At 39.3% G+C, this 24,095-nt stretch carries 19 protein-coding genes; 7 read left to right on the forward strand and 12 right to left on the reverse strand.

Going from position 1 to position 24,095, the window contains the following annotated elements; all coding sequences use genetic code 11:
* Positions 1-100 precede the first annotated feature (100 nt).
* The gene (locus tag HG267_RS11930) at positions 101-874 is read right to left on the reverse strand and encodes a MotA/TolQ/ExbB proton channel family protein (protein WP_045869166.1); all 774 of its coding nucleotides are present in this window, start codon (positions 872-874) and stop codon (positions 101-103) included.
* A 450-nt stretch (positions 875-1,324) separates the two neighbouring features.
* Between HG267_RS11930 and HG267_RS11935 the strand changes: the two genes are divergently transcribed.
* A complete protein-coding gene (locus HG267_RS11935; protein WP_045869167.1) occupies positions 1,325-1,639 on the forward strand; it encodes a YkvA family protein in 315 nt (104 codons plus the stop codon).
* Positions 1,640-1,729: 90 nt separating this feature from the next.
* On the opposite strand, the gene HG267_RS11940 is transcribed toward HG267_RS11935, so the two are convergent.
* Positions 1,730-4,936: a glycoside hydrolase family 15 protein gene (locus HG267_RS11940; protein WP_045869168.1), complete on the reverse strand. Its 3,207-nt coding sequence runs from the start codon at positions 4,934-4,936 to the stop codon at positions 1,730-1,732.
* Between the two features lie 361 nt (positions 4,937-5,297).
* On the opposite strand from HG267_RS11940, the gene HG267_RS11945 reads away from it, so the two are divergent.
* Positions 5,298-5,432 (forward strand): hypothetical protein, encoded by a 135-nt coding sequence (locus HG267_RS11945; RefSeq protein WP_255325173.1) that lies wholly within the window; start codon positions 5,298-5,300, stop codon positions 5,430-5,432.
* Positions 5,433-5,882: 450 nt separating this feature from the next.
* Here HG267_RS11945 and HG267_RS11950 read toward each other — a convergent pair whose 3' ends face one another.
* The 3 genes from HG267_RS11950 to HG267_RS11960 form a co-directional block, all read right to left on the reverse strand.
* Positions 5,883-7,211, reverse strand: coding sequence for an ATP-binding protein (locus HG267_RS11950; protein ID WP_045869169.1), 1,329 nt, complete (start codon positions 7,209-7,211; stop codon positions 5,883-5,885).
* A 197-nt stretch (positions 7,212-7,408) separates the two neighbouring features.
* The gene (locus HG267_RS11955; RefSeq protein ID WP_228045483.1) at positions 7,409-8,731 is read right to left on the reverse strand and encodes a tellurite resistance TerB C-terminal domain-containing protein; all 1,323 of its coding nucleotides are present in this window, start codon (positions 8,729-8,731) and stop codon (positions 7,409-7,411) included.
* 102 nt (positions 8,732-8,833) lie between these two features.
* Positions 8,834-10,189, reverse strand: coding sequence for an ATP-binding protein (locus tag HG267_RS11960; protein WP_045869170.1), 1,356 nt, complete (start codon positions 10,187-10,189; stop codon positions 8,834-8,836).
* 87 nt (positions 10,190-10,276) lie between these two features.
* On the opposite strand from HG267_RS11960, the gene HG267_RS11965 reads away from it, so the two are divergent.
* The 4 genes from HG267_RS11965 to HG267_RS11980 all read left to right on the forward strand — a co-directional run bounded on the left by HG267_RS11965 (position 10,277) and on the right by HG267_RS11980 (position 15,064).
* Positions 10,277-10,597, forward strand: a complete 321-nt coding sequence (locus tag HG267_RS11965; protein ID WP_096622234.1) for a TMEM14 family protein — start codon at positions 10,277-10,279, stop codon at positions 10,595-10,597.
* Between the two features lie 1,168 nt (positions 10,598-11,765).
* Positions 11,766-13,001: a phosphotransferase family protein gene (locus HG267_RS11970; protein ID WP_045869172.1), complete on the forward strand. Its 1,236-nt coding sequence runs from the start codon at positions 11,766-11,768 to the stop codon at positions 12,999-13,001.
* 189 nt (positions 13,002-13,190) lie between these two features.
* Positions 13,191-14,279 carry a T3SS effector HopA1 family protein gene (locus HG267_RS11975; protein ID WP_045869173.1) on the forward strand — a complete coding sequence of 363 codons (1,089 nt, stop codon included), beginning with the start codon at positions 13,191-13,193 and terminating at the stop codon, positions 14,277-14,279.
* A gap of 338 nt (positions 14,280-14,617) precedes the next feature.
* A complete protein-coding gene (locus tag HG267_RS11980; protein ID WP_045869174.1) occupies positions 14,618-15,064 on the forward strand; it encodes an acyl-CoA thioesterase in 447 nt (148 codons plus the stop codon).
* Between the two features lie 95 nt (positions 15,065-15,159).
* On the opposite strand, the gene HG267_RS11985 is transcribed toward HG267_RS11980, so the two are convergent.
* From HG267_RS11985 to menA, 3 genes are all read right to left on the reverse strand, one after another.
* Entirely contained in the window at positions 15,160-16,566 is a 1,407-nt protein-coding gene (locus HG267_RS11985; protein WP_081583945.1) for a 2-succinylbenzoate--CoA ligase, read from the reverse strand.
* A complete protein-coding gene (locus HG267_RS11990; RefSeq protein WP_045869176.1) occupies positions 16,551-17,570 on the reverse strand; it encodes an o-succinylbenzoate synthase in 1,020 nt (339 codons plus the stop codon). The genes HG267_RS11985 and HG267_RS11990 overlap by 16 nt, the downstream gene beginning before the upstream one ends.
* A 164-nt stretch (positions 17,571-17,734) precedes the next feature.
* Entirely contained in the window at positions 17,735-18,631 is an 897-nt protein-coding gene (gene menA / locus HG267_RS11995; RefSeq protein WP_045869177.1) for a 2-carboxy-1,4-naphthoquinone phytyltransferase, read from the reverse strand.
* Between the two features lie 310 nt (positions 18,632-18,941).
* Between menA and HG267_RS12000 the strand changes: the two genes are divergently transcribed.
* On the forward strand, positions 18,942-20,357 hold the full coding sequence (locus HG267_RS12000) for an isochorismate synthase MenF (RefSeq protein ID WP_045869178.1): 1,416 nt from the start codon (positions 18,942-18,944) through the stop codon (positions 20,355-20,357).
* A gap of 208 nt (positions 20,358-20,565) precedes the next feature.
* Here the strand turns inward: HG267_RS12000 and HG267_RS12005 are convergent, their stop codons facing one another.
* The 4 genes from HG267_RS12005 to fabD all read right to left on the reverse strand — a co-directional run bounded on the left by HG267_RS12005 (position 20,566) and on the right by fabD (position 23,941).
* Positions 20,566-20,862 (reverse strand): DUF2288 domain-containing protein, encoded by a 297-nt coding sequence (locus tag HG267_RS12005; protein ID WP_045869179.1) that lies wholly within the window; start codon positions 20,860-20,862, stop codon positions 20,566-20,568.
* A gap of 169 nt (positions 20,863-21,031) precedes the next feature.
* Positions 21,032-22,069, reverse strand: a complete 1,038-nt coding sequence (locus HG267_RS12010) for an AI-2E family transporter (protein ID WP_045869180.1) — start codon at positions 22,067-22,069, stop codon at positions 21,032-21,034.
* A 125-nt stretch (positions 22,070-22,194) separates the two neighbouring features.
* Positions 22,195-22,833 (reverse strand): lysophospholipid acyltransferase family protein, encoded by a 639-nt coding sequence (locus HG267_RS12015; protein WP_045869181.1) that lies wholly within the window; start codon positions 22,831-22,833, stop codon positions 22,195-22,197.
* Positions 22,834-23,059: 226 nt separating this feature from the next.
* Complete coding sequence (gene fabD, locus HG267_RS12020; protein WP_045869182.1) at positions 23,060-23,941, reverse strand: ACP S-malonyltransferase; 882 nt, start codon at positions 23,939-23,941, stop codon at positions 23,060-23,062.
* Positions 23,942-24,095 lie beyond the last annotated feature (154 nt).

Here is a 24,095-nt window from a genome sequence, read left to right on the forward strand (position 1 = left end):
TGTTTCTCTGTAACTATTTTGATGGGTCGAATTACAAATTCGTAATTCGTAATTAAAGGAAAACCTACTAAGATGGTAACTACGAATTACGAATTATCAACTACGAATTACTTTGATTATTCTCAGAATCTAATGAATCAGTTGGTTCTGTAACTTCCGGAGAATTAGAAAACTTGTTTCTACCACGTTTACGGGGTGGCGTGAAATTTTCCCGTGCAGATTCTCGCAAAATTATTGCTGCAGTATTACTCAAGTCTGGTGGTGACTGACGGTAAAGCAATTCCATATCATTACCGGCTTTGCGAAAAACCTTGACTTGGTTAACTACAAAACTTTGAAATAGGCGGTAGAAAACCAAACTCACAATAGCAACTATTAATCCACTTGCTGTACTAATTAGGGATTCACCAATACCAGTGGTTACCCCAGCAGCAGATTCGGTTCCTAAATCACCAATCCGAATTGAACGTAGAGATTGAATCAAACCTAAAACTGTACCCAACAATCCCAAAAGTGGCGCAAGTGCAATAACAGCTTCTAAAAGCTTTTCGCCTCGCCGCATTCCAGCTAACTCGTCTTCTGCGGTTGCTTCCAAAGCCAAGCGAAAGGTTTCTGCATCGTTTTTCGTGAGCCTCAACGGAGCATAGAGAAACCGACCGATAGGTTGATTTGTAGCTTGTCTAGCAATATCTGCTGCTACTTCCCAATTCTCAGCAGCAGCATCTAAAACGCGGTCAACTATTTCTTTTTCTTGAGTGAGAATTCGCAGCCAGAACCACAAACGCTCAAAAATTACACTCAAAGCTAAAATTGACAGCGCCAGCAAGGGCCACATCGCTGGGCCGCCTTTTTGAAACAAATCTAAAATATCCACGGTTTAAGTCTCCTCTCTGCATATCTAGAGCAACTATGCCAAAGCAATTTAATTCTAGAGATTAATGCACCACTACCATACTCTTATGCCGGATTACATAATCACAATATTTATGTTGCATTTTCACTGTACATAACCTCAGCAGCTAGAATGCCGATCATCTCTAGAGTTAACAATTTTGAATTTTGTAGACCTAAGCCTTTTCACAGGTATTTGGTATTTTGAATTGTTTTAGGACTTCCAGAAAATAAATTATGCAATGAGTCAGAGCAAATCATTGTAGAATTCTTCCTCCCCTGCTCCTCAGCTTCCCATGCTCAAGGGAGTGATTGTATATTTTTTTAGCTGGAAGTCCCTTAGTAGCATCACCCAGACAAAATTGGACGGTTATTCCCACCGGGAATTTTAAGCACAATTTGCCAAAATTAAAGGTAACTGGAGGTTCAAAACATGAAATTTTCACTTGAATCAGTTTACTCTTGGTATCGGAATTCGCTTCGCAATCCCAAATACCGTTGGTGGGTAATTTTAGGAACACTAGTTTATATTGTCAGCCCCATTGATATCGCCCCAGATTTTATTCCTATTGTGGGAGAAATTGATGATGTTTTACTGCTGACCCTGCTAGTGACTGAGGTATCTGGACTCGTGATAGAAGGCTGGAAAGCTCGTAAGGGTTATGTAGAAACCAATACAAGTACTACACCCGAGGATTCTAGCGCCACCGGAAATACTGTCGATGTTGATGCTGTATCTGTCAAGTAGTTTTTTAAAAAATATAAAATTTGACGCACCCCCTGCTTTCTCAGTAGGGGGATATTTTTTGTGATGTAGAAGTTGTATTTCCCTGGGGGTTTATATCTCTTTGACAAACTCCGTCAAGAAGCGGAAGGCTTTCAAAATATAGTTAGCGCAATCTCTAGGAGAGGTATTGTAAAACGATCGCCAAGCATTAGCCTTATCCTCATCATAGCGATCGCCTCTTTCGGGATGGGCATCTAACCATGCTAATCTGACGGCATGACCAATTAATACATCCAAGACCATATATTCTTCTATTTGCAGGTTAGGGTTATTGGCTGCGATCGCTCCTAGCTCAACTAATGCTTCAATATTTACTTGGCGGTATTCTGGAGCCTCAATTTTATTCAGCAGATGCTCGACTAATAAAGCAAAGTTTTTTTCGCCTGCTGTCATCTCTGACAGCATTATTTCACTATCCAAGCGATTGCGGCGTTCTAGTTTATCGCCAATTACGATACCTTTGCAATGTTTCATTAATAGCCAAACTTGCTGGAAAAAGTCTTTGGGTACACGTCCGGTTGCGCCTTCAGCTTGACGGAATCGCCGCCATCCGCCTGCTGGGACTTCAATATCCGGATCATTGGTGAATGGTAATACCCAATCGATATCACTTTCTTTTTGTTTGACGTGGAGTGATTCTTGCTGACGTAACAGCTTACTCATCCCCGCATATTCAGCTAAGACATTTTGCAATCGTGTCTTGACTTCAAACGGTGATAACTGCATTAGGTATTCATAGGCTTCATCTTGAGTGACTTTTAATTCTCTAGCTAGGTTGCTGGTAATTAACAGGATGAGGTAGCCTACTTTCAATGTCAGCAATCCGCGAAATAGTTCGGGTTCGGTTCTAATTAGCACACCCAGATAGATAATTATCTCTTGCGTCAAAACGCGATCGCGGATATCTTCACGACAAAAGTTTTTAATCTTCTCGGCTATTTCATGGTGAGACTTGGGTACAGTGATGAGTGAATCTTCGCTGTAAGCTCTACCTACAGAAATTTGCTTACCTCGTACTAAAATACTGGTGACAGCATCGGACAAACCAATATCAACCATTTGTCGCAAACCCGCAACCCGGCGGACAATCGCCCACAATCCTAAGTCGCCAGCTTTGGTATATACTTCATCCAGTAAATTGTCTACTGTGACCACAGCCTTAGGCCCACCAAACCCAGTATCAAAATCTAGCCCTTGCAAGCGAGTTAAAGTCTGCAATAACTCAATTTGTTCGTAAATATTTTCCGAAGCACGTAAAGCCGACAACAAGAATCCCAAGTTAGTTTCACATTCCATTTGGAATTCCTGGGTATGTCCTAGTTGCCAATTTTTCCCGGGATGATATGCCAAATAATAGCAATGTAACCCCGCATTTTTGACGGCTGGTAGGGAAAATTCATCATCTCGCAGAAAATCAATTCTTTGAATTGCTGCTGTTAACATTAACTGATTTAATCGCCCTAGTTTTACCCTGACACCATTACATACACCATTTTTCAGTTCTTGCATTAATTCTAATAAGGCATCCGAACCAATTTCTAACATGGTATGGGTTAACATCAAAGTCAGGGTAGGACGACCTAAATCACTCCAGTATTTTTGAATGTAAGCGAGTTCACTCCTAATTTGATCTAGCAAAAAATGGTAATCAAGAGTTAAATAAAACTGTTGGGCATCTAAGAAAGATGGTAAAAATACAATTGTCTGACCATGAATCCGAAAAATGCGTGATGTCGTTAAACTACGTAAGCGCCGCACTGGCCGCCCTGTTAATCCTAGTTTATCGTTGCGCCCAATTTGGGTATAAATAGTTGAAATATCCCCAGCATTTCTTACTTGAATGGGTTCTAATTGTTTGGGGGTTTGGGTTTCAATTCCATAAATTTCGAGTTTTGTTTGTAAGTCTTCATCTTCTGCAATTAAGGCAATTTGTACGAGAGATTCTCGATTTTTGCCGCTAGTTAAATGTCTACCCAAAGGGTCAATATCACCAATGGCAATTAGCCCATCATTTAACATTTGTCCCAGGAGATATAAACTTTGGGCCCATACTAGGGGAACATTTTCATTCGGTAACCGGGGTTGACTTTGGGGTGCTGCTTTTTCAGCTTCTATATTCTCCTCGGCAACATAATATAGTTCTGGTAATAACTGCAAGCCATCGCGTTCTACGAGTAAGGATTCTAAACGCTCCTGGTAATATTCAACTTGTGCTTTATCGTTCCTAAATAAGCCATCTAAAAATAAATAAGTGAAAAATAAAGGCCATTCACACTCTATATGCTCAAATTGCTTTAGTTCCCACGGTTCATAATGTAGGCGTTGGGTATCTTCTAAAACGGTTTGATGTCCATCCCGCAAAAAGCGCTTACAGCCGTATTTCCCCTGAAGTTTTCTAATGATATCGTTAAGGGTGCGATCGCGTAGTTTCTCGTCTTCTACTGCAAAGGCGGGAAAGCTAATAATACTCAACAGCGCCGCATCAATTTCTTTGGAGCCAGATTCTCTCGGTAATAGCGATTCTAATGTCACCCGCGCGCGCGCAATTTCATCGGGGAGAACATGAATTACTGAAGCTTGACTCCCACGGACACCAAATAAATCTAGTCCGTTGATGGCTTCTAACGCCGCTTTAGCCATCCCTACAGAACTAGCGTTTAACTCCGCATTACCCCGATTAATCTTGTTACCACGTTCCCAAATGCCGTAATCTGGTGTGCGATAGGCTCGTCCAATGTAATAAACCAAATTTTGGACAAAATTAACTTCATCAATGGTATAAATTATATGCAAGCCGGAAGCGGTCATTTGTGCCAACATCAACAAAAATATTGATGTGGCATCTATTTGTAAATGTCCCCATTCATCATCGCCTACCACAATATCACCAGTAGCAGTGTTGTATTTAGCATGTAAGCCATCTAAGGGGGACTGAGTATGTTTAAACCGTTCCACTTTATGAACTTGTCGCATCATTGCAAACAGCAATCCACGCATCAGCTTGATTGCACTATGTTCTAGTTCATAGGTGTAGCCTTTGTCTTCATCAATCTTACGATACGCAAGTGCTAAACCCCACACTGCCAAAATGCTATAAACATTGTCTCTTACCCAGGCATCAGTATAATCGCCGTGGGCTGTTATAGCTGTACTCGCAGGTAGCAAACCAGTAATGGGATTCTGACGGCTAAGAATAATTGTTTTGATTTGCTGATAGTAATTCTCTAGGCGAGCATACAATTCTGACGTAGTGTTCATGGTATTAGTAGGCGCAACTTGCGGAAATCAACCCTGTGACTGTGAAGTTAAAGATGTGAGCCAAGCCAGATCGAGTTCTGGTATTAGCAATGATATTACAGATGAGAGCGGTATAAGTTAATTATTATCATCTGTTGTTAACCATCTGCTGACAGAAATTTCCCGGAGATAGGACTGAAAATATTTTTTAAATCTTTATCTGTGTCAAGACATACTTATACCTATCTTTAACCTGTTTTATTAATTCTAAAGTAGGATAAATAATCATACAGAAGAAGCAACACTACTCAGGCATAAATTGAGTAGATTATGGGTAAGATAACCTCAGAAGTTAATAAGTTTATCAAGAGGGTAAGGAATTATGTCTGTACGTTATAACCAAAATAATGCTCCCCTAGTAAAAGTAGTTTACTCCCAAGTAAAAGTTAATGGAAAACTGCAGCTAGTACCACTAGAACTATATGCTGATGGTTCGCTTAAACGTTCTCAAGGATGAGTTTGGATATCTATAGGCGGGATTTTAGTACAAGAGAGAATTTATTCGACATTTCGCACGAATTTAATTGATAACTAACTTATTGGATGACATAATTACACAAATTCGTAACTAATTACATTCAAAGAAACTCTGGGTTGAAAAATGCTACGAATTTATGTAAGACTGCTGTAAATTAGTTCTAGAGTTGCTAATTAAGAAAAAAGATATTGATAAATTCTCTCTATGTAAATTATCGGATATTTTGTTATATTAGTGATTCTATAAGGTAACTTGCTAGTGAACGTAAATAACCAGATTTGCCAATGTTTTTCTTTCCAAAAACTGTAGGTTGGGTTGACGTAAGCAAACCCAACAGCAATACGAAACCAAGCTACATGTAATCCATTTATACATCAAATAAAAGAGGGTGCGTTAGCCTACGGCGTAACACATCCTACAAATTGAAAATTACAAACTAAATTCTGCTGCATTATCTTCATCTAAAGTTGCATCTTTTCCGGCAACAGTAGGTTTAAATTTAGCATCATGAATCAATTGTGAAAATAGCATTTTGGGGTTGTGATGCAGAATATTCAATACACTAATAAAATCTCTGACAATCTCTCCTGGTGTCAGCAAAGCTTCTGCGCCTAAACGATTAACAATTTCTTTCACAAATTCATTTAATTCGCGATTACTCAAAGTCTTTTCATAGCCAAAATTCTGAGCATGAATCTCAATTATGCGTTGCAATAGCGTGAGTATCTCTTCTTTACTTAACGGATTCAGCCTAATTACTGGCCCTGAATATTCTTGTACCCCAGCTTGAGTCACAAAGCGGCTTTCTTTTGTGCGTCTGCGCCAAGCTTGGTCTGCAAATAATCCCCGATTTTGGTCTTCTAAAAATTTTGTAGTTCCACCAATAAAAATACCGAGATGTTCGGCTTTACACTGCATGGTGTCGTTAAACATTGCGAGGAGTCGATTGTAATTTTTCTCTCGCGTTACTGTAGTAGATATTTGATATAAGTGTACTGATTCATCGACAAGAACTAATAGCCCTTTATAACCAATTTCTGCGACAAATTTAGCTATGAGTTTAATATAGTCATACCAACTATCATCATCAATAATGACACGCACGCCTAAAGCAGCTTTCGCTTCAATTTTGGTGGTGAATTCTCCTCTTAGCCAGCGCATAGCAGCATTTTTTAAGTTATCATCATCCAGTCGATAACCACGCCAATAAGCAATAATGACGCTACCAAAATCAAAACCGTGGACTAAGTCTTCAATATACTGAACAACTTCCCGAATTTTTTCCTCAACTTTGTCATCAAAGCCTTCATCATTGGGACGTAAGCTAGTTTCTTTAGCTACTTCTTGTTGAATTTTATTAATCCATCCTTCCAAAATTGAGACTAAAGCACCACCATCGGGACGAGTTTTTGTAGCGAGACGACTCATTAATTCGCGATAGGTTGCTAGACCTTCATTATTACTTCCGGCTAGGCGGCGTTCTGAGGATAAATCAGCATCCGCTACTACAAAACCTTGTTCCATAGCACGGCTGCGAAGCAATTGGAGAATGAAGCTTTTCCCCGAACCGTAGTTGCCAATTATAAACCGAAATGCCGATACCCCTTCTGCAATATCATCGAGATTCTGTAATAGGCTTTTGAGTTCTTGTTCCCGACCTACTGCTATATGTTCAACTCCTAATCGAGGTACTACTCCCGCACTTAGGGAATTAATTAAAGCAGTGGATATTTTTTTCGAGAGTTTGAGCTTTGCCATGTAGTTGATCTCACCTGATTTTGAAAGCATAGGCTTATAGCCAGCAAGTTAAGTCAGGTATATACCATACCTTATTATAATTTTACAATGGTATGAATATTTTAATAAATTTGGTGCAGACAATCTACTTGTAGAAATGCGATGTCATCTGTGAAACTGCCAGTTAAATCAATAATTTGACATATTATTTTGAGTTATTATATATCTTCTTGATAGTTAGCCAGCATTTTTTTCATATTGCTGATATATTCTGGATAAATTTCTGGTGGTTCTACATTTGTATTAATGATTAATTCACCTAAATTATCACTGGCTTTACCATTGATTGCATCTATTAATAGATTTGGCATGGTAATATTTACTTCGGCAATCTGTTTAATGGTTGTTTGAGGATTTTCTGCTGATAATAGGGCTTTGATGACATCAATTTCATGATTCTGTAGATGCTCAAAAAAATGATACCATTCTTCAGATAAAGCCTCAGATGTATCAGGTTTGATATCTATTGTTTCTAGGGGTTCAATTAATTCTGCAAACGGAAATAATTCTACATTTTCTTCATGTCTTCTATCTGCTAAAGGTTCAGGATTAAGTGTTTCCAGTTGCTGAAGTAATTCCCAAACTTGACTTTGCAATAAGTCGCGTTCTTCTTGTAATAAAAAGATTTGCGCTTGTAATTTCTGGAGTTCTACTTGGTGTTCTCCTATTTTAGTTTGTACGTCATTTAAGTTAGATTCTACATTTTCTGGATTATTGCTGGTATTTAGCAATAATTGATTTTTCTGGTTAAACTCAACTTCTAAACTTTGCAGTTCAATTCGCAGTTCGTAGAGTTTTTCTTCGATTTGTGGTTTCAGTCTACCTAAGAGAGTTAAATTATTTTCTATTTCTTCTTTTTCTTGCAGAAGTTCGCTAATTTGATGCTGTAACTGATTAATTTCGGAACGGGAGACGTTACAGTTTAATTCCAGACGACGTTTTTCTGCATTGAGCATAGAAACCGAATTGTTCAGTTCTGTTTTATTTTGCTCTAAGTTATGAATTTCTGTACTAATAACAGTAATTTCATGCTCGAACTGTTTTTTTTGTCCCGCAAAAGTGCTGAGTTCGCGTTGAATGCTATCCCGTTGATTGCGAGATTCAGCTACTTTATTTTGTAAGTTTTTTGATTCTGTATATAAGGAATTGCGGTGTTCTTCAATTTGGTGAACTTCTCTAGCAATTCGAGATTTTAATTCTTCTAGTTCTTTGATGCGCTTTCGCAGAGAACTTAAAATGAGCATTTCATGATTTTTGCGCCGCCTATCTACAGATAATGCGGCTGCATAGGTAGCAATTACAGTAATGATACCTGTGACAAAGGCTTTAGAATAATCCCAGTTAGGGACAAGACTAAGACCAAAACTGACACTAAAGGCTACTATTCCTAGAAATAGTCGATTGCTTAATATTGCTGAGTGCATATTATTATTGATTTTTGGCCTAGTCACCTTGTCAACATCATTACTTTTTAAAGACATGACCCCTCACTTTGTCTCTGGGAAGTCTGCGGTTGTGAAGATTGGCACATAACATGATTCTGAAAATATTCAAAGATTGCAACTAACAACTTACCAATTGCCCTATTCAAGGTCTGCTGTATGATTTTTTACACTAAAAACTGCTAAGTCAGCTTTTAAGAAATCAATAAATTGCCTGGCTGTGCGTCCAGAACGACCGTTATGGCGAGTAGCCCACTGTAATGCTTGATACTCTAAGTCTTCTTGACTAATATTAATTTCTGCTTGTGCTGCTAAATGCCGGACAATTTTCAAATATGTTTTCTGATCTGCCCCCTCAAAGGTCAAGGTTAAACCAAAGCGATCGCTAAAGGAAAGCTTCTCTTGCATGGTATCCCAAACATGGATTTCTTCGTGATCTTTGGGCGCAGGCCTGTCTGTGTAAAACTCGCGAATCAAGTGGCGGCGATTGGATGTGGCGTAGACAACTACATTCTCAGGACGCGCGGTTAAATTTCCTTCTAACACTACCTTGAGGGCTTTAAAAGCATCGTCATCTTCTTCAAAGGAAAGGTCATCGACAAAAATAATAAATTTCTGTGGTACACCCCGCAATTGTTCTATGATGAGCGGTAAGTCTCGCAATTCCGATTTTGTAACTTCTACTAAACGGAGATTGCGATCGCTATACTCGTTTAACAAAGCTTTGACTAAAGAAGATTTTCCCGAACCGCGACTACCATAAAGTAATACATGCAGTGCAGTTTCCCCTGCTAATAAAAACTCTGTATTTTTTAACAAAGCGTCCCGTTGTGACTCATAACCTGCAAGTATACCCAGTCTCACAGGGTCAGGATGCTTAATACCCACAAAATTACCACCTTGCCAGCGCAAAGCCCGATATTCTGCAAATAAACCTGTACCAAATTGGCGATAATAAGCTGCTAAATCCTCTACAGCATCAGCCCAATTATCCAAATGGTAAAGAGAAGTAATTGCCTTAGTTTCTAATTCAGTCTTATCTTGCTCTTTGTACCAAACGACAGGTGAAACTGGTAGATGGGCTACAGTTTGTACACACTCACTCAAAGCCGCGCTACCGCACTCATATAAATTCTGCAACACGTGTAAATCATGTTGCGCTGCGGCGACTAATGCAACGGGCATATCTTCAAATTCTTGCTGTTGGGCCAGCTTGGTAAAGGGATTTTCCGCAATCAGAATTTGAGTAATGAGGTAATCTTCCCAATTTTGATTTCTCGCAGCCAAGGCGTGAAAGTAATTGCCGTAGGCTTGTAGGCAACCTCGCCCATCGGCATCAGTGTATCGTATCGCTTGCAACAAATCCAGAAAAGCAATCCCCACTTCGCTTTGCAGAACAGATTGGTAAAGTAATAGTGAGGCTGCTTGGCGCTGGAGGAACTGAATTTTGGCAGAGGATGAAGTGCTTCCGGTAGACAACATCGCTTGACTATCCATCAATCAATTGGGTGATGAGCTTCAACAGCTATGGTAAATTGTCTGGCGACCGCGGCCGCAAAATCAAAATCTACACAGGTTTTAACAATGGAATTAGGTATAGTTGCCGCATTTGTCTATGGTATTTTGGCTTTGATTGGCGGCATCATTGGCTATGTTCAAGCAAGTAGTAAAATTTCCCTGCTAAGTGGTAGTGTTAGCGGTTTATTACTCATTCTTGCAGCCTTTTTGCAATTACAAGGCCAAATCTGGGGTTTATTTGTAGCAGCTTTTATTACTGCTGCATTAGTGGTTTTCTTTAGCTTGCGGCTAGCGAAAACCCGCAAGTTTATGCCTTCAGGCTTAATGATTATTTTGGGTGTGTTGGCATTGATACTGATGGTAAATCAAATGGTGGGTGTGAAGTAAGGGATTGGGGACTAGGGACTGGGGACTGGGGACTAGGGGACAAGGAGATATCCCCATTACCCATTACTCAATGCCCTATGCCCTATGCCCTATGCCCTAGGTAATTATATAGTATATTTGTTCTATTCTTAGCTAGAGAAGTTTAACGCTGCATTATTGCAGGTGCGATTTGGGTTTTGTTATTCGTACACAGATAAACTACGGGTTAATAGTTTAAGGTTGTTGAAACACACTGGAATTTGAGCAAATCATTAATGATGGGTCATACCCCTCAATCAATTGTCTACAACATCATTTATTCTCAGTTAGTTGTTAGAAAGGTTGTAATATCTAAGTTTGACCTCGTGGTATATGCATACCAAACCCTGCGGTACAGGAAAATTTGCGCTGGATGTCTAGGAATGATTAAAAATTCAGTCATCAAAGTGACAATTTACAGTGAATTTGGGCATTAAATATTAAAATTTTCCTAAAAAAAATATTTTTTTAATCAGCTAAAATATCCGGTTTTGTTTGCTTGGTGATGTTAAATAAAAATATGAATGCTGAATCTCATATTTTAAGAATATAAGAGTCTGGAAGATTGGTAGAAGCGTGAATCATCCCATAAATGTGATGCACAATACCGTTTTTTATCATTTCCAAAACTCTCTTTTTAGCATCCAACAACATCTATTACTGAGAGTTTTTCCGAATGGCAATTGGTAATTGGTAATTGCTAATGGGGATGAGGAGAATAAATACCAAATGCCAATCCCTAAAATATCAGCTTGATATATGCGGTTGATAGCTGCACTACGTAGTTAAATACAACAATACTGCAGTATGAATAATGTCATTCGTTTTTATTAAAGCTGCCAAAAGCTGAAAACCTGTCTACATCAAAAGACATAAGCGCAGAAATCAAAATATACCTACGTAGCTATGCTCATAAATGTAAAGATTGCACAATTCAAGTTATCAAACTGTAAAGGGATATTAAAGAAACAGCAAATAATATATTGGCATTTTGGCAGATTTTTGTAATTTAGATGGGATATTAATAGATAGTACGAATAATTATAGATATTCATACGTTAGTTGCTATCTACCTAAAAATACTAGATTTCAGGTAATCCTGAGATAGGTGATTCTTCCCGCAATTTTACGTACTAGGAAATAATAATACATGGTATTATCACTGTCTTCTCAAAATGTTATCCAGTATCTGCAAGAAGCAGGTCTGTGTAGCTCAGAAGATGGAGCAACCAACGAATCTGAGTTACCAGATAGAACTAAGAATTTGAATTTAATAGTTAGTCTGGCAGATAATCGCAAACTGCTGGTTAAACAAGAAGTCAGCAATCACGATGATGGAACTCCCCAAGAGTTTTTCAAGGAGTGGCTGTTTCACCAATTGCTACAGCAGTTTCCGGTTATTGGTAATATTTCTGCGATCGCATCATTATTACTACATTATGACGAGGAAAATTCTATCCTTGTCCGCAAATATTTGAGTGACTATGAACAGTTAGGGCATTTTTACCAAAAAACTGATATTTTTGCCGATGAAATTGCTACAGCTATTGGCACAACTTTAGCAGGTTTGCACCGTGCTACTTTCAACGGTCGAGAGTATCGCGATTTTATGAATACTGCTCCCGCGGGACAGTTTCGTTATCATTTCTATAATCCGGCTCAAGGGATAGAGTCAATTACACCAGAGATTTTTGCTCAAGTTCCCACGCAAGCGCTGCAATTCTATCAACTCTATCAGCGCTACGAAAGTTTAGAGTCAGCAATTGCAGACTTAGCCTATGAATGGAATCCTTGCTGTCTCACTCATAACGATTTGAAGTTAAACAATATTTTAGTTCATTCTCGTTGGCAGCAGCTTGATAATTGCCTGATTAGATTAATTGACTGGGAAGCTTGCGGTTGGGGAGATCCCGCTTTTGACTTGGGTACATTATTAGCCAGCTATTTAGAGATTTGGCTTTCCAGTTTAGTAGTAGATCCTACTTTACAGTTAGAGGAATCTCTACATTTGGCGGTTACACCGCTGGAGGTGATTCAGCCTTCAATATTGGCTTTAATTCGAGGTTATCTAAATGCTTTCCCCGTAATTTTAGAGTATCGTAGTGATTTTATTTTGCGAGTTGTTCAGTTTGTTGGCTTGGGATTAATTCACCAAATTCAGAACAAGATTAAAAATCGCAAAGATTTTGATAATACTGACATTTGTATGCTGTCGGTGGCGAAAAACTTATTAACTATGCCTGAACAAGGTGTATTAACTGTGTTTGGCATTTCCGAGTCAGAAATCTTAAAACCTGTGGCGAAAGTACATAAATTGCCGCAGCCAGAAAGAGAGAAGCAGTTGGTTCGTCTGTATTACGAAAAAACCCGTCTCCGTGGTTGTTAAGCGAATCAAGCAGACAATTAAACATGCAAAATTATAATTTTTGCATTTGAAGTTTTTCCCATCATATATTTATCTGCTGAATTTTCCCTAAAGTCTTTATGACCTAAAGTTGGCATTAGGGAAGGCGCAGTATTGGCCATTTGTTGGTTGTCTAATTTTCCATTCTGAATTTTGAGGTGGTAATTAACTATGGTATATTCTTCTGTTCAACAACCCCTAACTTCCCTATTTGATATTGCTAGCAATATTCAGATTGAGCCGAACTTTTGCATTCACCATCCCAATTATCAACCATTTGCATTACCTGCCAAGATAGCAGATAGATTTCAGCAGAATTCCACAGATTTACAGCAGAAATATTTAACTTTATTACTGCGGAATTTTTTGTATGGCATCTATTACAATGGCTCATTACAAAATGTTTTGGCTGTTAAAGCTGATGCTGCACAGCAATTACCACATCAAAATTTAGAAAACTATTCTGCTTTAGGAATTGACGGGGAATTTTACGAACGTCTGCATAATTGCAACCACGGGACAGGTTATTTTGATCCGAGTTGGGAAGTGTTGCGGCACGAACCAGATGGTAGCATGGCTGTGAATAAGGGCGGTTTGACATTGTACATCGAACCAGACTGCCATCTCAAAGCTCATTCTCAAGCTGCGAAAATTGGCGAATTAGTGTCAGTATGGATGCCCAAAAATCGCATCCAAAACGGCTGTTACTTAGCAGTTAGCAATTTTGGACAGGAAAGACAAGACAACCCAGAGGATGATTTGGGTACAGGGAGAATCTATTTTAATCTCACACCATTTGGTGCGATCGCACTCATGGATAGCCTGACAGTGGAACTCAACGAAGCTGGTATTCCTTTTAGCTTCCAAGTTCCTTATAATCCTGCTGCTTATGGACGTTACGATTCAGGGGTACTCTACTTTGAACGTAACAACTATTTAGCAATCCGTGAAGTTCTGCAAGGTGTGTATGCAGAACATGAGGCGCATTTTAACCCCGAAATTCCTCTATTTACCAAGTTTTTGGCACCTGGGCTAAGTTTAGCTGAAGAACCCATCAAAAAATTTGCTGCACAAGAAACTTTCGGGATGAATCGCTGTCAAATTGTTGCTAATGCTTTGTTGGATGCTTGGTATAAAGGCAGGAATGCTTATGATGAACGGATGCAATCTATTAACCGCCACTTTAACCGTCATCTAGTAGATGTGCAGCGTCCATATCTCAATCCTAGTTCTCAGGATATTTACTCTCCTCTCAGCTAAGATTTTGTAGCATTATCAATAAATTTAGGGTGGACAGTATATAGAGTTAGATAATGTCCATCCTAATATTTGTCGGTTAAGGGGAAAAAGGGGAATGGGAAAAGGGAGATAACAACCCTTTAACCTTTAACCTTTTCCCCAAAACCAAAGTTCAAACCGCTATCCCTTGTAGTATTGATGTCCATCCTATCAATCTGGATACAGAAAACAGTCCAAATAAGATAATTAGCCGCAGATAAATGCCAGTCATGCAATATGTCAGTGTGTTAGCTGAGTTACGGTAAAATTATGTAGAGCAGGCAGTAAGTCTGCTATTTTTATGCTTGACTTATTAAACTATGCCTTTTACATATAACCGTAGCGTTCGCTTTCAAGATACTGATGCTGCTGGGGTAGTGTATTTTGCGAATATTTTGGGGATTTGTCATGAAGCCTATGAAGAATCTCTAGAAGCAGCAGGTATTAATTTAAAAACTTTTTTTAGCAATCCATCGGTAGCTTTTCCGATTGTTCATGCTAATGTTGATTTTTTCCGTCCGGTGTTTTGTGGCGATAAGTTGCTGGTGTGTTTGATGCCACAAAAATTAGGTGGGGAGAAGTTTGAAATTGCTTATGAGATTTCTGTGGCTGAGGTAATAGTTGCTAAGGCAATTACAAGACACGTTTGTATTGATGCGAATAGTAGAACTAAGCAGGAATTGCCTGTGGAAATTGTCAATTGGTTGGAAACGAACCGCAGAGACACAGAGGAAGCAGAGAGAAGAAAAGCAAGGGAAACTATGTAAGTAAGTCGTTGCAATTAAAGATTATTAGTTAGGGCTGTCACTTGTCCTTAGTCATTTGTTATTGCTAAGAGTTAGAGTATTATATTAGTTGGAAATCATTTCAAGCTTGAGCATTCTTTTACCATCTGCTGTAGTTGTTGGCGGTTAATTTTACCTTGGGGATTGCGGGGTAAAGTTGATACAGGAATCCAGTGTTTAGGAATTTTGAATTTACAAAGTTTATCTTGGATGGCTGTTTGAATTTCTAATGATGTATAGGATGCTTTAGGAATATAAATCGCTGTTAATACTTGCCCCCAGTGGTTATCTGATACGCCAATCACACAAATATCATCCACCATTTTAGTTGCTCGTATGGTTGCTTCAACTTCGACAGGATAGATGTTTTCGCCTCCGCTAATTATTTTGTCACTATTACGCCCCAGAATTTTTAAATAACCTTGGGTATCTAAAAAGCCAACATCATCTACTGAAAAATTATCTTGTTTATCCCAAAGTTTTGGATAATATCCCAGTGCTAAAGATTGTGCTTGAATGGTAATATTTCCTGGTTGATTGCAATTTAAAATTTCCCCTTGTTGATTGCAAACAGTTATTTGAGCATGGGGGAGAATTTGACCGGAATTAACTTTACCATTGAGAAAATCATCTGGTTTTAAGGTAGCTATTTGAGAGGCGGTTTCTGTCATCCCATAAGTAGGTGCTAACCTAATACGATGAAATCGAGATTTTTCTAAGAGTTCATCCCACGCAGGCGCACCGCCTAACATAACCGTTTGAAATTGCGATATCCATTTAGTTAATGTGGGGTTTTGTAAGAGGCGTTGTAACTGAGTCGGTACTAAAGATATGAAAAAATCTGATATTTCAATATCATATATTTGACCATCTGCTAATGCTTTAAATGGTAAAATAGCTAGTTTTCCACCAGTGGTAAAAGAACGCATAAATTGCATTAAACCACTGACGTGATAAAGCGGTAATACACAAAAAGAATTAATATAATTTACCTGAAAATATTCTTTAAATCCTTGCACAGATGCCGTTAATGTGTCCCAAGTGTGGATGGCGAACTTAATTTTTCCTGACGATCCACCAGTGGGAATCATGATTAGTGGTGAGTGGGGAGATGGCGGAGATGAGGTAGATGAGGGAGATGAGGTAGATGAGGGAGGTAAAAGATTTAATTCGTTTAAATCTCCACAGATGATATCTGGTTGTACTAAATCGAAAACTTGTTGCCATTCTTGTGTTCCCCAGTCGGGGTTACAGAGAAATACTGAACAATTAGCAGCACAAGCGGCGAGAAAAGCAGCTAAAAATCGCTCTGGTTGGCGTTCGGCTAAAATTATTTTGGGCGTTGTGCCTGATGCAGACAATTGCAAGAGTTCTGAATATAATTCCTCAGCTAATTGCTGTATTTGAGAACTATCACAACCAATTAGGCAATTAGCAATATCTAAATTATTCAGAATATTAAGATAGTTTACAGGTTGCGCCATAGACGTTGAAGCCATGTTTCTTCTTCTTGTTCCAACAAATGGTTGATTCCGAAGCCAACTGCGCGGTTATGCTGAGATAATTCTGCTGCTAGCTGGAGTGCTGCGTGTCTGCCGATCGCAGTTTCAAAGACGGAGGAAAAGACAGCATCAATGTTATGCTGCCTACAAAACTGCCGCAGGCGTGATGGTGAACCTGCGATCGCTGGCTTAATTACAAAAATGTCTCGCCAACCTTGTTGATAAGCAGCATGAAGTTGTGAGAGTGTAGCGACAGATTCATCTAAAGCGATCGCTGTTTGATAACGGCTACTCAGCTGCAACATCGCCTCAAATTCTGTCACTGCTAGCGGTTGTTCGATAAATTCCACTTTTTCTGAAAATTTATCACAATTTTCTAGCCATAATTCAGCTTCTTTGTAGCTAAGTCCCGCATTCGCATCTAATCGTAGTTTTGTAGAGGCTGGTAAACTGTCAATCAGTAAGTGAAAAATTTTCAATTCATTTGCGATCGCATCAACACCAATTTTCCATTTAAACGTCCGATATCCTTCCTCCCAAAGTTTTTGCCATACATTTAACGCCGCTTCTCCAGCTGGTAATAAGGCGCTAATGGGCATGGGGTAATGGGTAATGGGTAATTGGTAATTGGTAATGGGAATATCTGCTTGTTCCCTAGTCCCCTTGTTCCCCAGTCCCCAATCCCCAGTCCCCAGCCCCCCAAGTGCTGACTCAAAACCAAATTGACAAGCAGGTAAAGCATCGGGAATCGAAAAGATGATTTCTTTTGTAATTTCCTCTGGTAGTTGGCGAAAAAAATCTAAAGCTTGTGGGAGAGTTTCAGAACCAAACCAGCTAATCGGCGGAATTTCCCCCCATCCCTCTCTACCTGCTTCATCAATCAGACGAATAATAATGCTTTCGCGAATATCCCAATTACCATGACTAGTAATAAGCGATCGCAAAAATTTCCGCGCTATCAGACGAAATTCAAATCTGTAAGTCACACTGTTGTTCTCTGTCTTTTGTCATTTTTCCTTAGATGACAGTACAAAGATGAATATAAAATTATCAAGCTGTTAAGGTATTTACCTTCACCCTTTACCCTTCACCCTTTACCCTTCACCCTTCACCCTTTACCCTTCACCCTTCACCCTTTACCCTTCACCCTTCAAAGCACAAATCCCACGCCCAAAAGCAAACAAGCCCAAAAATGTACGGCTACGGCGATAAATTTACAATTACTCACCTTGTCTGGCTGATTATGATATTGCTGGACGTGGCGGCATAATTTAAAAGCGTAGGGTAGACTTAGCCAACTTAATAGCGTCCAGACAGGGAAAATTCCCCATAACACCAAAATCAAGGTGAGAGGATAAATACTCGCGGTAAACCAAGTGAGAACTTGAGATCCTGTTTCAGTTCCCAGGCGGACAATAGGCGATCGCTTTCCTGCTGCTATGTCATCATCTACCTGGTGAAAGTGGGAGCAAAATAAAATTAAACTAGTAACAATGCCGACAATTACTGAAGCTAGTAGGCTCGTCATTGACCAAGTTTGGGTTTGGCTATAGTATGCTGCACCCACTGCCAACGGGCCAAAGGCAAAAAAGCAGAGAATTTCACCTAAACCCTGGTATCCTAAACGAAAGGGAGGCCCTTGGTACATATAGCCCAAAGCACAACAAAGCAGAATTACCCCAATCACAGTTAGGTCTTGTTGCCAAGTTGCGATCGCTAGTATGCCCAGCAAACCCAAAAGTAAGCAAAGATTTCCTAACCAAAATACTACTAACTTTTTTCCAGTTAAGTTTACCAGTGAATGGTGTTTATTTTTATCTATCCCCGTCTCGGAATCAAAGACATCATTACTGATATTTTCCCACGCCAGAATTAAAATTGCTGCTGCAATAAAAGTAGTAAATATTGTTGCATTAAAATTTTTGGTTTCTGCAAATGCTACCGATGTTCCTACCCAAATAGGCATAATGGCAACACTATACATCGGCGGTTTAATCGCTGCCATCCATAACTTGCTTTTGGGATATAAAATCTGCTGTGTAGTCATCAGTCGTGATTAACTAAATTGCCAGAACCTTACTCATATTAAATTTTATGGGTTTGAGCGACACTAAATGTTGTGAATTTGCAAAAAAACTGCGTTTTTTTCTGCAAATGGTTAACTCTGTGCTAATCAAACTTACTCTATATTGCAGCATAAAACTGAGCATGGCTTGTCGTGGTCTTGTAACACCAAAAACAAGGCAAACCATACTCTGGTTAAATGGTGACTGAATATGTTACCTGTAGAAATACGAGACCATGTTTAATTGCACTTTAGGAAGTTAACTTAAAAAAAATTTACTATTACTAGATCCATGACAGTTTCACCATGTCGCAACAGCTTCTTCGTAGAGTACAAAGACCTCTACCAATTTCTCACAGTAGTTCAAGAAAATTGCCTCAACAATAATTGCAGGCAAATTGTGAGTATTTCGCTAGAAATTGATCTAGTAGATCCCCTAGTTGTATTAGATGAACTGGGTCAAGTAAATGAGATAAATTTTTATTTTGAAAATAAGGGCAAAGGAGAAGCGATCGCAGCTATTGATTCTGTTGCGAGATTAAGTATTGATGGAACTGATAGGTTTAGTAAAGCGGAGAATTTTATCAAAAATTCTCTCAAAAATATAGTTAAATTTAGTAACGATAATTTACCTTTTTCTGGCCCACATTTTTTCTGTTACTTTAGCTTTTTTCCCCAAAACTCCCAAGCAGATTACCCATTTTCTGCAGCTACAATTTTTCTACCACGTTGGCAAATATCTATCAAAAATCAGCGCTGTATTTTAGTGATGAATTCAGTTGTCACAGCCAGCGAAAATATTAATAAGATATTACAAACTCTGTGCAATAAAATTGACACAATTAATTCTTTAAAATATTATTCACCCAATCTGGAAGTTTTTCCTGCTAATTTTAGCAAAAAATCCGTTAGTAATGCGAATCATTTTCAAAGTTCTGTAACATCTGCTTTAGAAAAAATTCGTAATAATCATTTAACCAAAATTGTGTTAGCGGATGCTTTAGATGTTCAATCTAGCAATGATTTTAATTTATTTAAATCTTTAAATAATCTGCGGCAAATACATCCTAATTGCTATATATTCTCTACGAGTAATGGCAAGGGACAAAACTTTATTGGTGCAAGTCCAGAACGTTTAATCTGTATTCACGATCACAAGTTGATTACAGATGCGTTAGCAGGTTCTGCACCCCGAGGTAAAACGCCTACTGAAGATGCAGCTAATGCCAATCTGTTAATTAATAACGAAAAAGAAAAGCACGAACATTCCCTAGTCATTGATTTTATTACTCAACGCCTATCTCAAATCGGTTTATTACCCCAGGTATTACCACCACGCTTGCGACAATTATCGAATATTCAACATTTATGGACACCAATTAGCGCTTTAGTTCCGGCTAACGTCCATCCCCTAAAAATTGTCGCACAACTGCATCCTACACCAGCCGTCGCCGGTGCAGCCAGAGATATCGCCTGTGCGGAAATTCGCCGCTATGAAAACTTTGAAAGGGGTTTATATGCAGCACCCCTAGGTTGGGTAGATTCTGAGGGTAACTGCGAGTTTGTTGTAGGGATTCGTTCTGCACTCATCAATGGCGATCGCGCTAGACTATATGCAGGTGCGGGTATCGTTGCAGGTTCCGATCCTGAAAAAGAGTTTGCAGAGGTGCAACTTAAACTTCAGGCGTTATTAAAAGCTTTAGTTTAATTAGAAATAATTTATCAAAAAATTTATACCCATCACCCAATTTTCCAGCAGACAGCAATTACCCATCCAAAATCTAAAATAGTATTAAAAACATAAGGTGCGTTAGCCTGCGGCGCAACACACCCTACAAATGATTTTGTTATTTTATTGTCTATTTCGCAGCTAGAAAAACAGGCGATCACACTTACTTTTATCTAGCTTCTATTTGTTAGGTATTTGCTATTTCTTGCACTATGACATAAGGCTGAACAATGAGTGTTTGAAAACGCTTTTGAGGATTGGCATTCCACTCTCCCAACTGTTCTGGATTGGGTTTGGTAATCAATTGCTCATCAATCCATATTTGCACTTGGGGAATATTATCACTGGCGATCGCAACTCCCACATCTAACAAATCTAACCCTGATGCTACCAGAATTACGGCATCTCTTTTCACATGAGGAATTAGCCATTCCCACTCTGATTCATCTAAATTTTCTGCTAATTCCGCTCTAAAATCAGGCATAATTCCTCAATCTTTTTATGAGTCTAATTATAATTTTACATGAATATTAAATGCTTTTACCCATCAGAAGAACTACAAATTTATCTGCGTTAATCTGCGTACATCCTCTTCTATCGGCGGTTAATTATTTCTTCCTTACCTCATGGGTAAAAGCACAAAATTTTTATTGCTAAGATTCTGCTTGCATCTCTTCAATTTCAAACAAAGATACAATTACCCCAGCGATGGGAATAGAGATAAAAATACCTAGTAAACCTGCAACTCTTGCACCTACTAGCAAAGCAAAAAATACAACTACAGGATTGAGATTTAGCGCCCCTTGCATAATCCGTGGGGCAATTAAATTATCTTGAATTTGCTGTAGTACAATGCAAGCTATCAATACCTTCAATGCTAGCCAAACACTTTGAGATAAGACAATCAAAGTAATAGTACTAACCCCTAATGTTGCCCCAATCCCAGGAATCACATCCAGTAAGCCAACTATGACTGATAAAAGCAAGGCAAAGGGAACATTTAAAACTACGAATACAATAAATGTGGCAGTTGTTAAAAATAGAGTTAATAACAACTGACCTCGAAAAAATCCTAGAAAACTTTTCTTGATGATTCTATTAAAGCGATTGCGTCTTTGACTGGGAACTATTTTGAGAATTAATTGCCAAATTTTCTCACCATCCAGCAGCATGAAAAATGAAATAACAGCAATCAATATAAAAGTCACAAAGTTAGTCAAAAATTGTTGTAAAATAGCTAAACTATTTACCAGACTATTGATTGCTTGAGTGCGTAACTGGTCTTCAATAAAATTTAAATCTATTTGTAAATTACGACTACGCAAAAAAGATTCTAATCGCTCAATTAAAGGTGCTAAAGAGTTTAAAAAAGTAGTTATACTATCTATTAACTGTTGCCCTTGGGATAAAACAGCTAAACCCAAGGTAATCGCAATTCCTCCCAGCACCACAATGCTGAGTAGGAACACTAAAACAACAGCAACACTATGGGGTAAAAAACGCCGGAGCCATTTTACAGGATAGCTGAGTAAAAAAGCTAAAATGGCGGCGAATGTAAAAATTACAATCACCCCTTGAAAGTAGGCTAAAAGCTGTACAATTGCCCAACCAGCAGCAACTAAAAGTAAAAAGCGGACTAAAGCCAGATTATTTAATCGCTGCCAAAAATTCTTGGCTTCAAAGCCTGTCATATTAATTTGAAAGTTGAGTTTTCAACTGTGGTTTGTAAATTTTCACCACAATGTTGAAACTAACTCTACAGAAACTACAGAAGCGATCGCACCCCCCCTTAAGTAGATTTTCTGCTTTTTCTGGCTCATCTTCCTAAATCATGCATTTGGTTAATCACATCTGCACATTTTTGAGTCAACGCTTGCAATTCCTCCTTATTTGAGGAACTAGGAGTATCAATCACTTGCCCAATTCTGACGGTAATTGGAACTTGACGGGGTATAGAGGAGCCTTTTTGTAAAATCTGCTCAGTACCCCATAAACTGACTGGTAAGATAGGTGCTTTTGCCTTTGCTGCTAACAGTGCTGCGCCTCGTTTGGGGTCTGTAATTCGACCATCGTTTGTGCGAGTACCCTGCAAGAACACACCCACAGCCCAACCATTATCAATACACTCTAAAGCAGAACGAATGGCAGTGCGATCGGCTGCGCCCCGGCTGACTGGGTAAGCACCATACAATTTAATTGCTTGCGCCAAAACTGGGACTTTAAATAACTCTTCCTTCGCCATGTAAGCCACTGGACGCAGGACACAATTAGAGACTATTGGCGGATCAAAGTAACTAGCATGATTACTCACGACTAGTAACGGCCCAGATTGTGGGACATTTTCTACCCCATGAATCTTGACCCGAAAGTAAGCATGAAGCATTGGACTGACAATAGACCATTTAAAAGCGTGGTAAAGTGCCAGGCTAACTAAAGGTTCACGGCTTTTGCTCATAATCAAAAAATTAGGTGGTGGTTAAAGGGGAAAAGGGGAAGGGGGAAGGGTAAAGGGTAAAGGGTAAAGGGTAAAGAGTTGGACAGACGCGATTAATCGCGTTTGTACTCAAAAGTCAAAACCGATCAATTATTTCTTACCCAGTCCCCAGTCCCCAGTCCCCAATCCCCAGTCCCCAGTCCCCATTACCCCTTATCCCCAGAGGGGGCCCCGAGTTCCCCAATCCCTAACCCGGTAACTCAGCAGCATTCCGGATATTTTTTAAGCTTAAACCAGGAGTGGTGCGTTTAATTAAACCAGTTAACACATTACCCGGGCCAATTTCTATGACTTCCTCAATACCTTGGGTTGGCAGTAGCAGAGAAATTTCTCGCCATCTGACAGAACCCGTCATTTGTTGAATCAGACGTTGTTTGAGAGTCTCAGCATCAACAGTTGGTATGGGTTCCACATTAGATACTACGGGTACATTCGCTGCTTGGAATTCCACACCATCAAGGATTTCTTGGAATTCCGTAGCTGCAGATGCAATTAAAGGTGAGTGGAATGCGCCCGAAACTTTTAAAGGAATAGCACGCTTGCTTTTTACTTGGGACATGACTTCATGTACAGCATCGGGAGTACCAGAAATTACGACTTGAGCCGGACTGTTATCATTTGCCAGCACTACGTCAGGCTTGGCGGCAATTACTGCATCCAACTGTTCGCGGTCAAAGTTCATTAGCGCCGCCATCATCCCACCAGAAACAGCTTCCATGAGTTCAGCTCGACGCTTGACTAAGTGTAAGCCAACAGACCAATCAAAAACACCAGCAACGTACAGGGCAGAGTATTCTCCTAAACTATGCCCAGCCACTAAATCTGGCTGATGCCCTCTTTCTTGAAGCAAATCGGCGAGAATGGTTTCTACTACATAAAGACAGGGTTGAGTGTAGAGTGTACGTAATAACTGGTCGCTATCACTTTGGCAAATGTCAATAACAGACCAACCTAAGATGGCCTCAGCTTGGGTAAATTTCTCCTTCGCTGAGGGTATCTCTAATAAGTCCATTCCCATACCAGTTACTTGGGAACCTTGTCCGGGAAAAACCCATGCAGTTTTAGTCATTGCTCAATAGTCAGTTCAGTAGACAACGTTGTAGAGTCAAGGGGAGCCACTGCAGTCTTCTCCCAAGGGGAGACGCTAAAAGCGATGGGGTTTCCCCAAGTAGAGCAAGTGGCGTTCAAGGGTCAAAACTTCAAGATGTATTCTTTGGAGGGAT

The sequence above is a fragment of the Tolypothrix sp. PCC 7601 genome, from assembly GCF_025677855.1.
Taxonomy (GTDB): Bacteria; Cyanobacteriota; Cyanobacteriia; order Cyanobacteriales; family Nostocaceae; genus Aulosira; species Aulosira diplosiphon.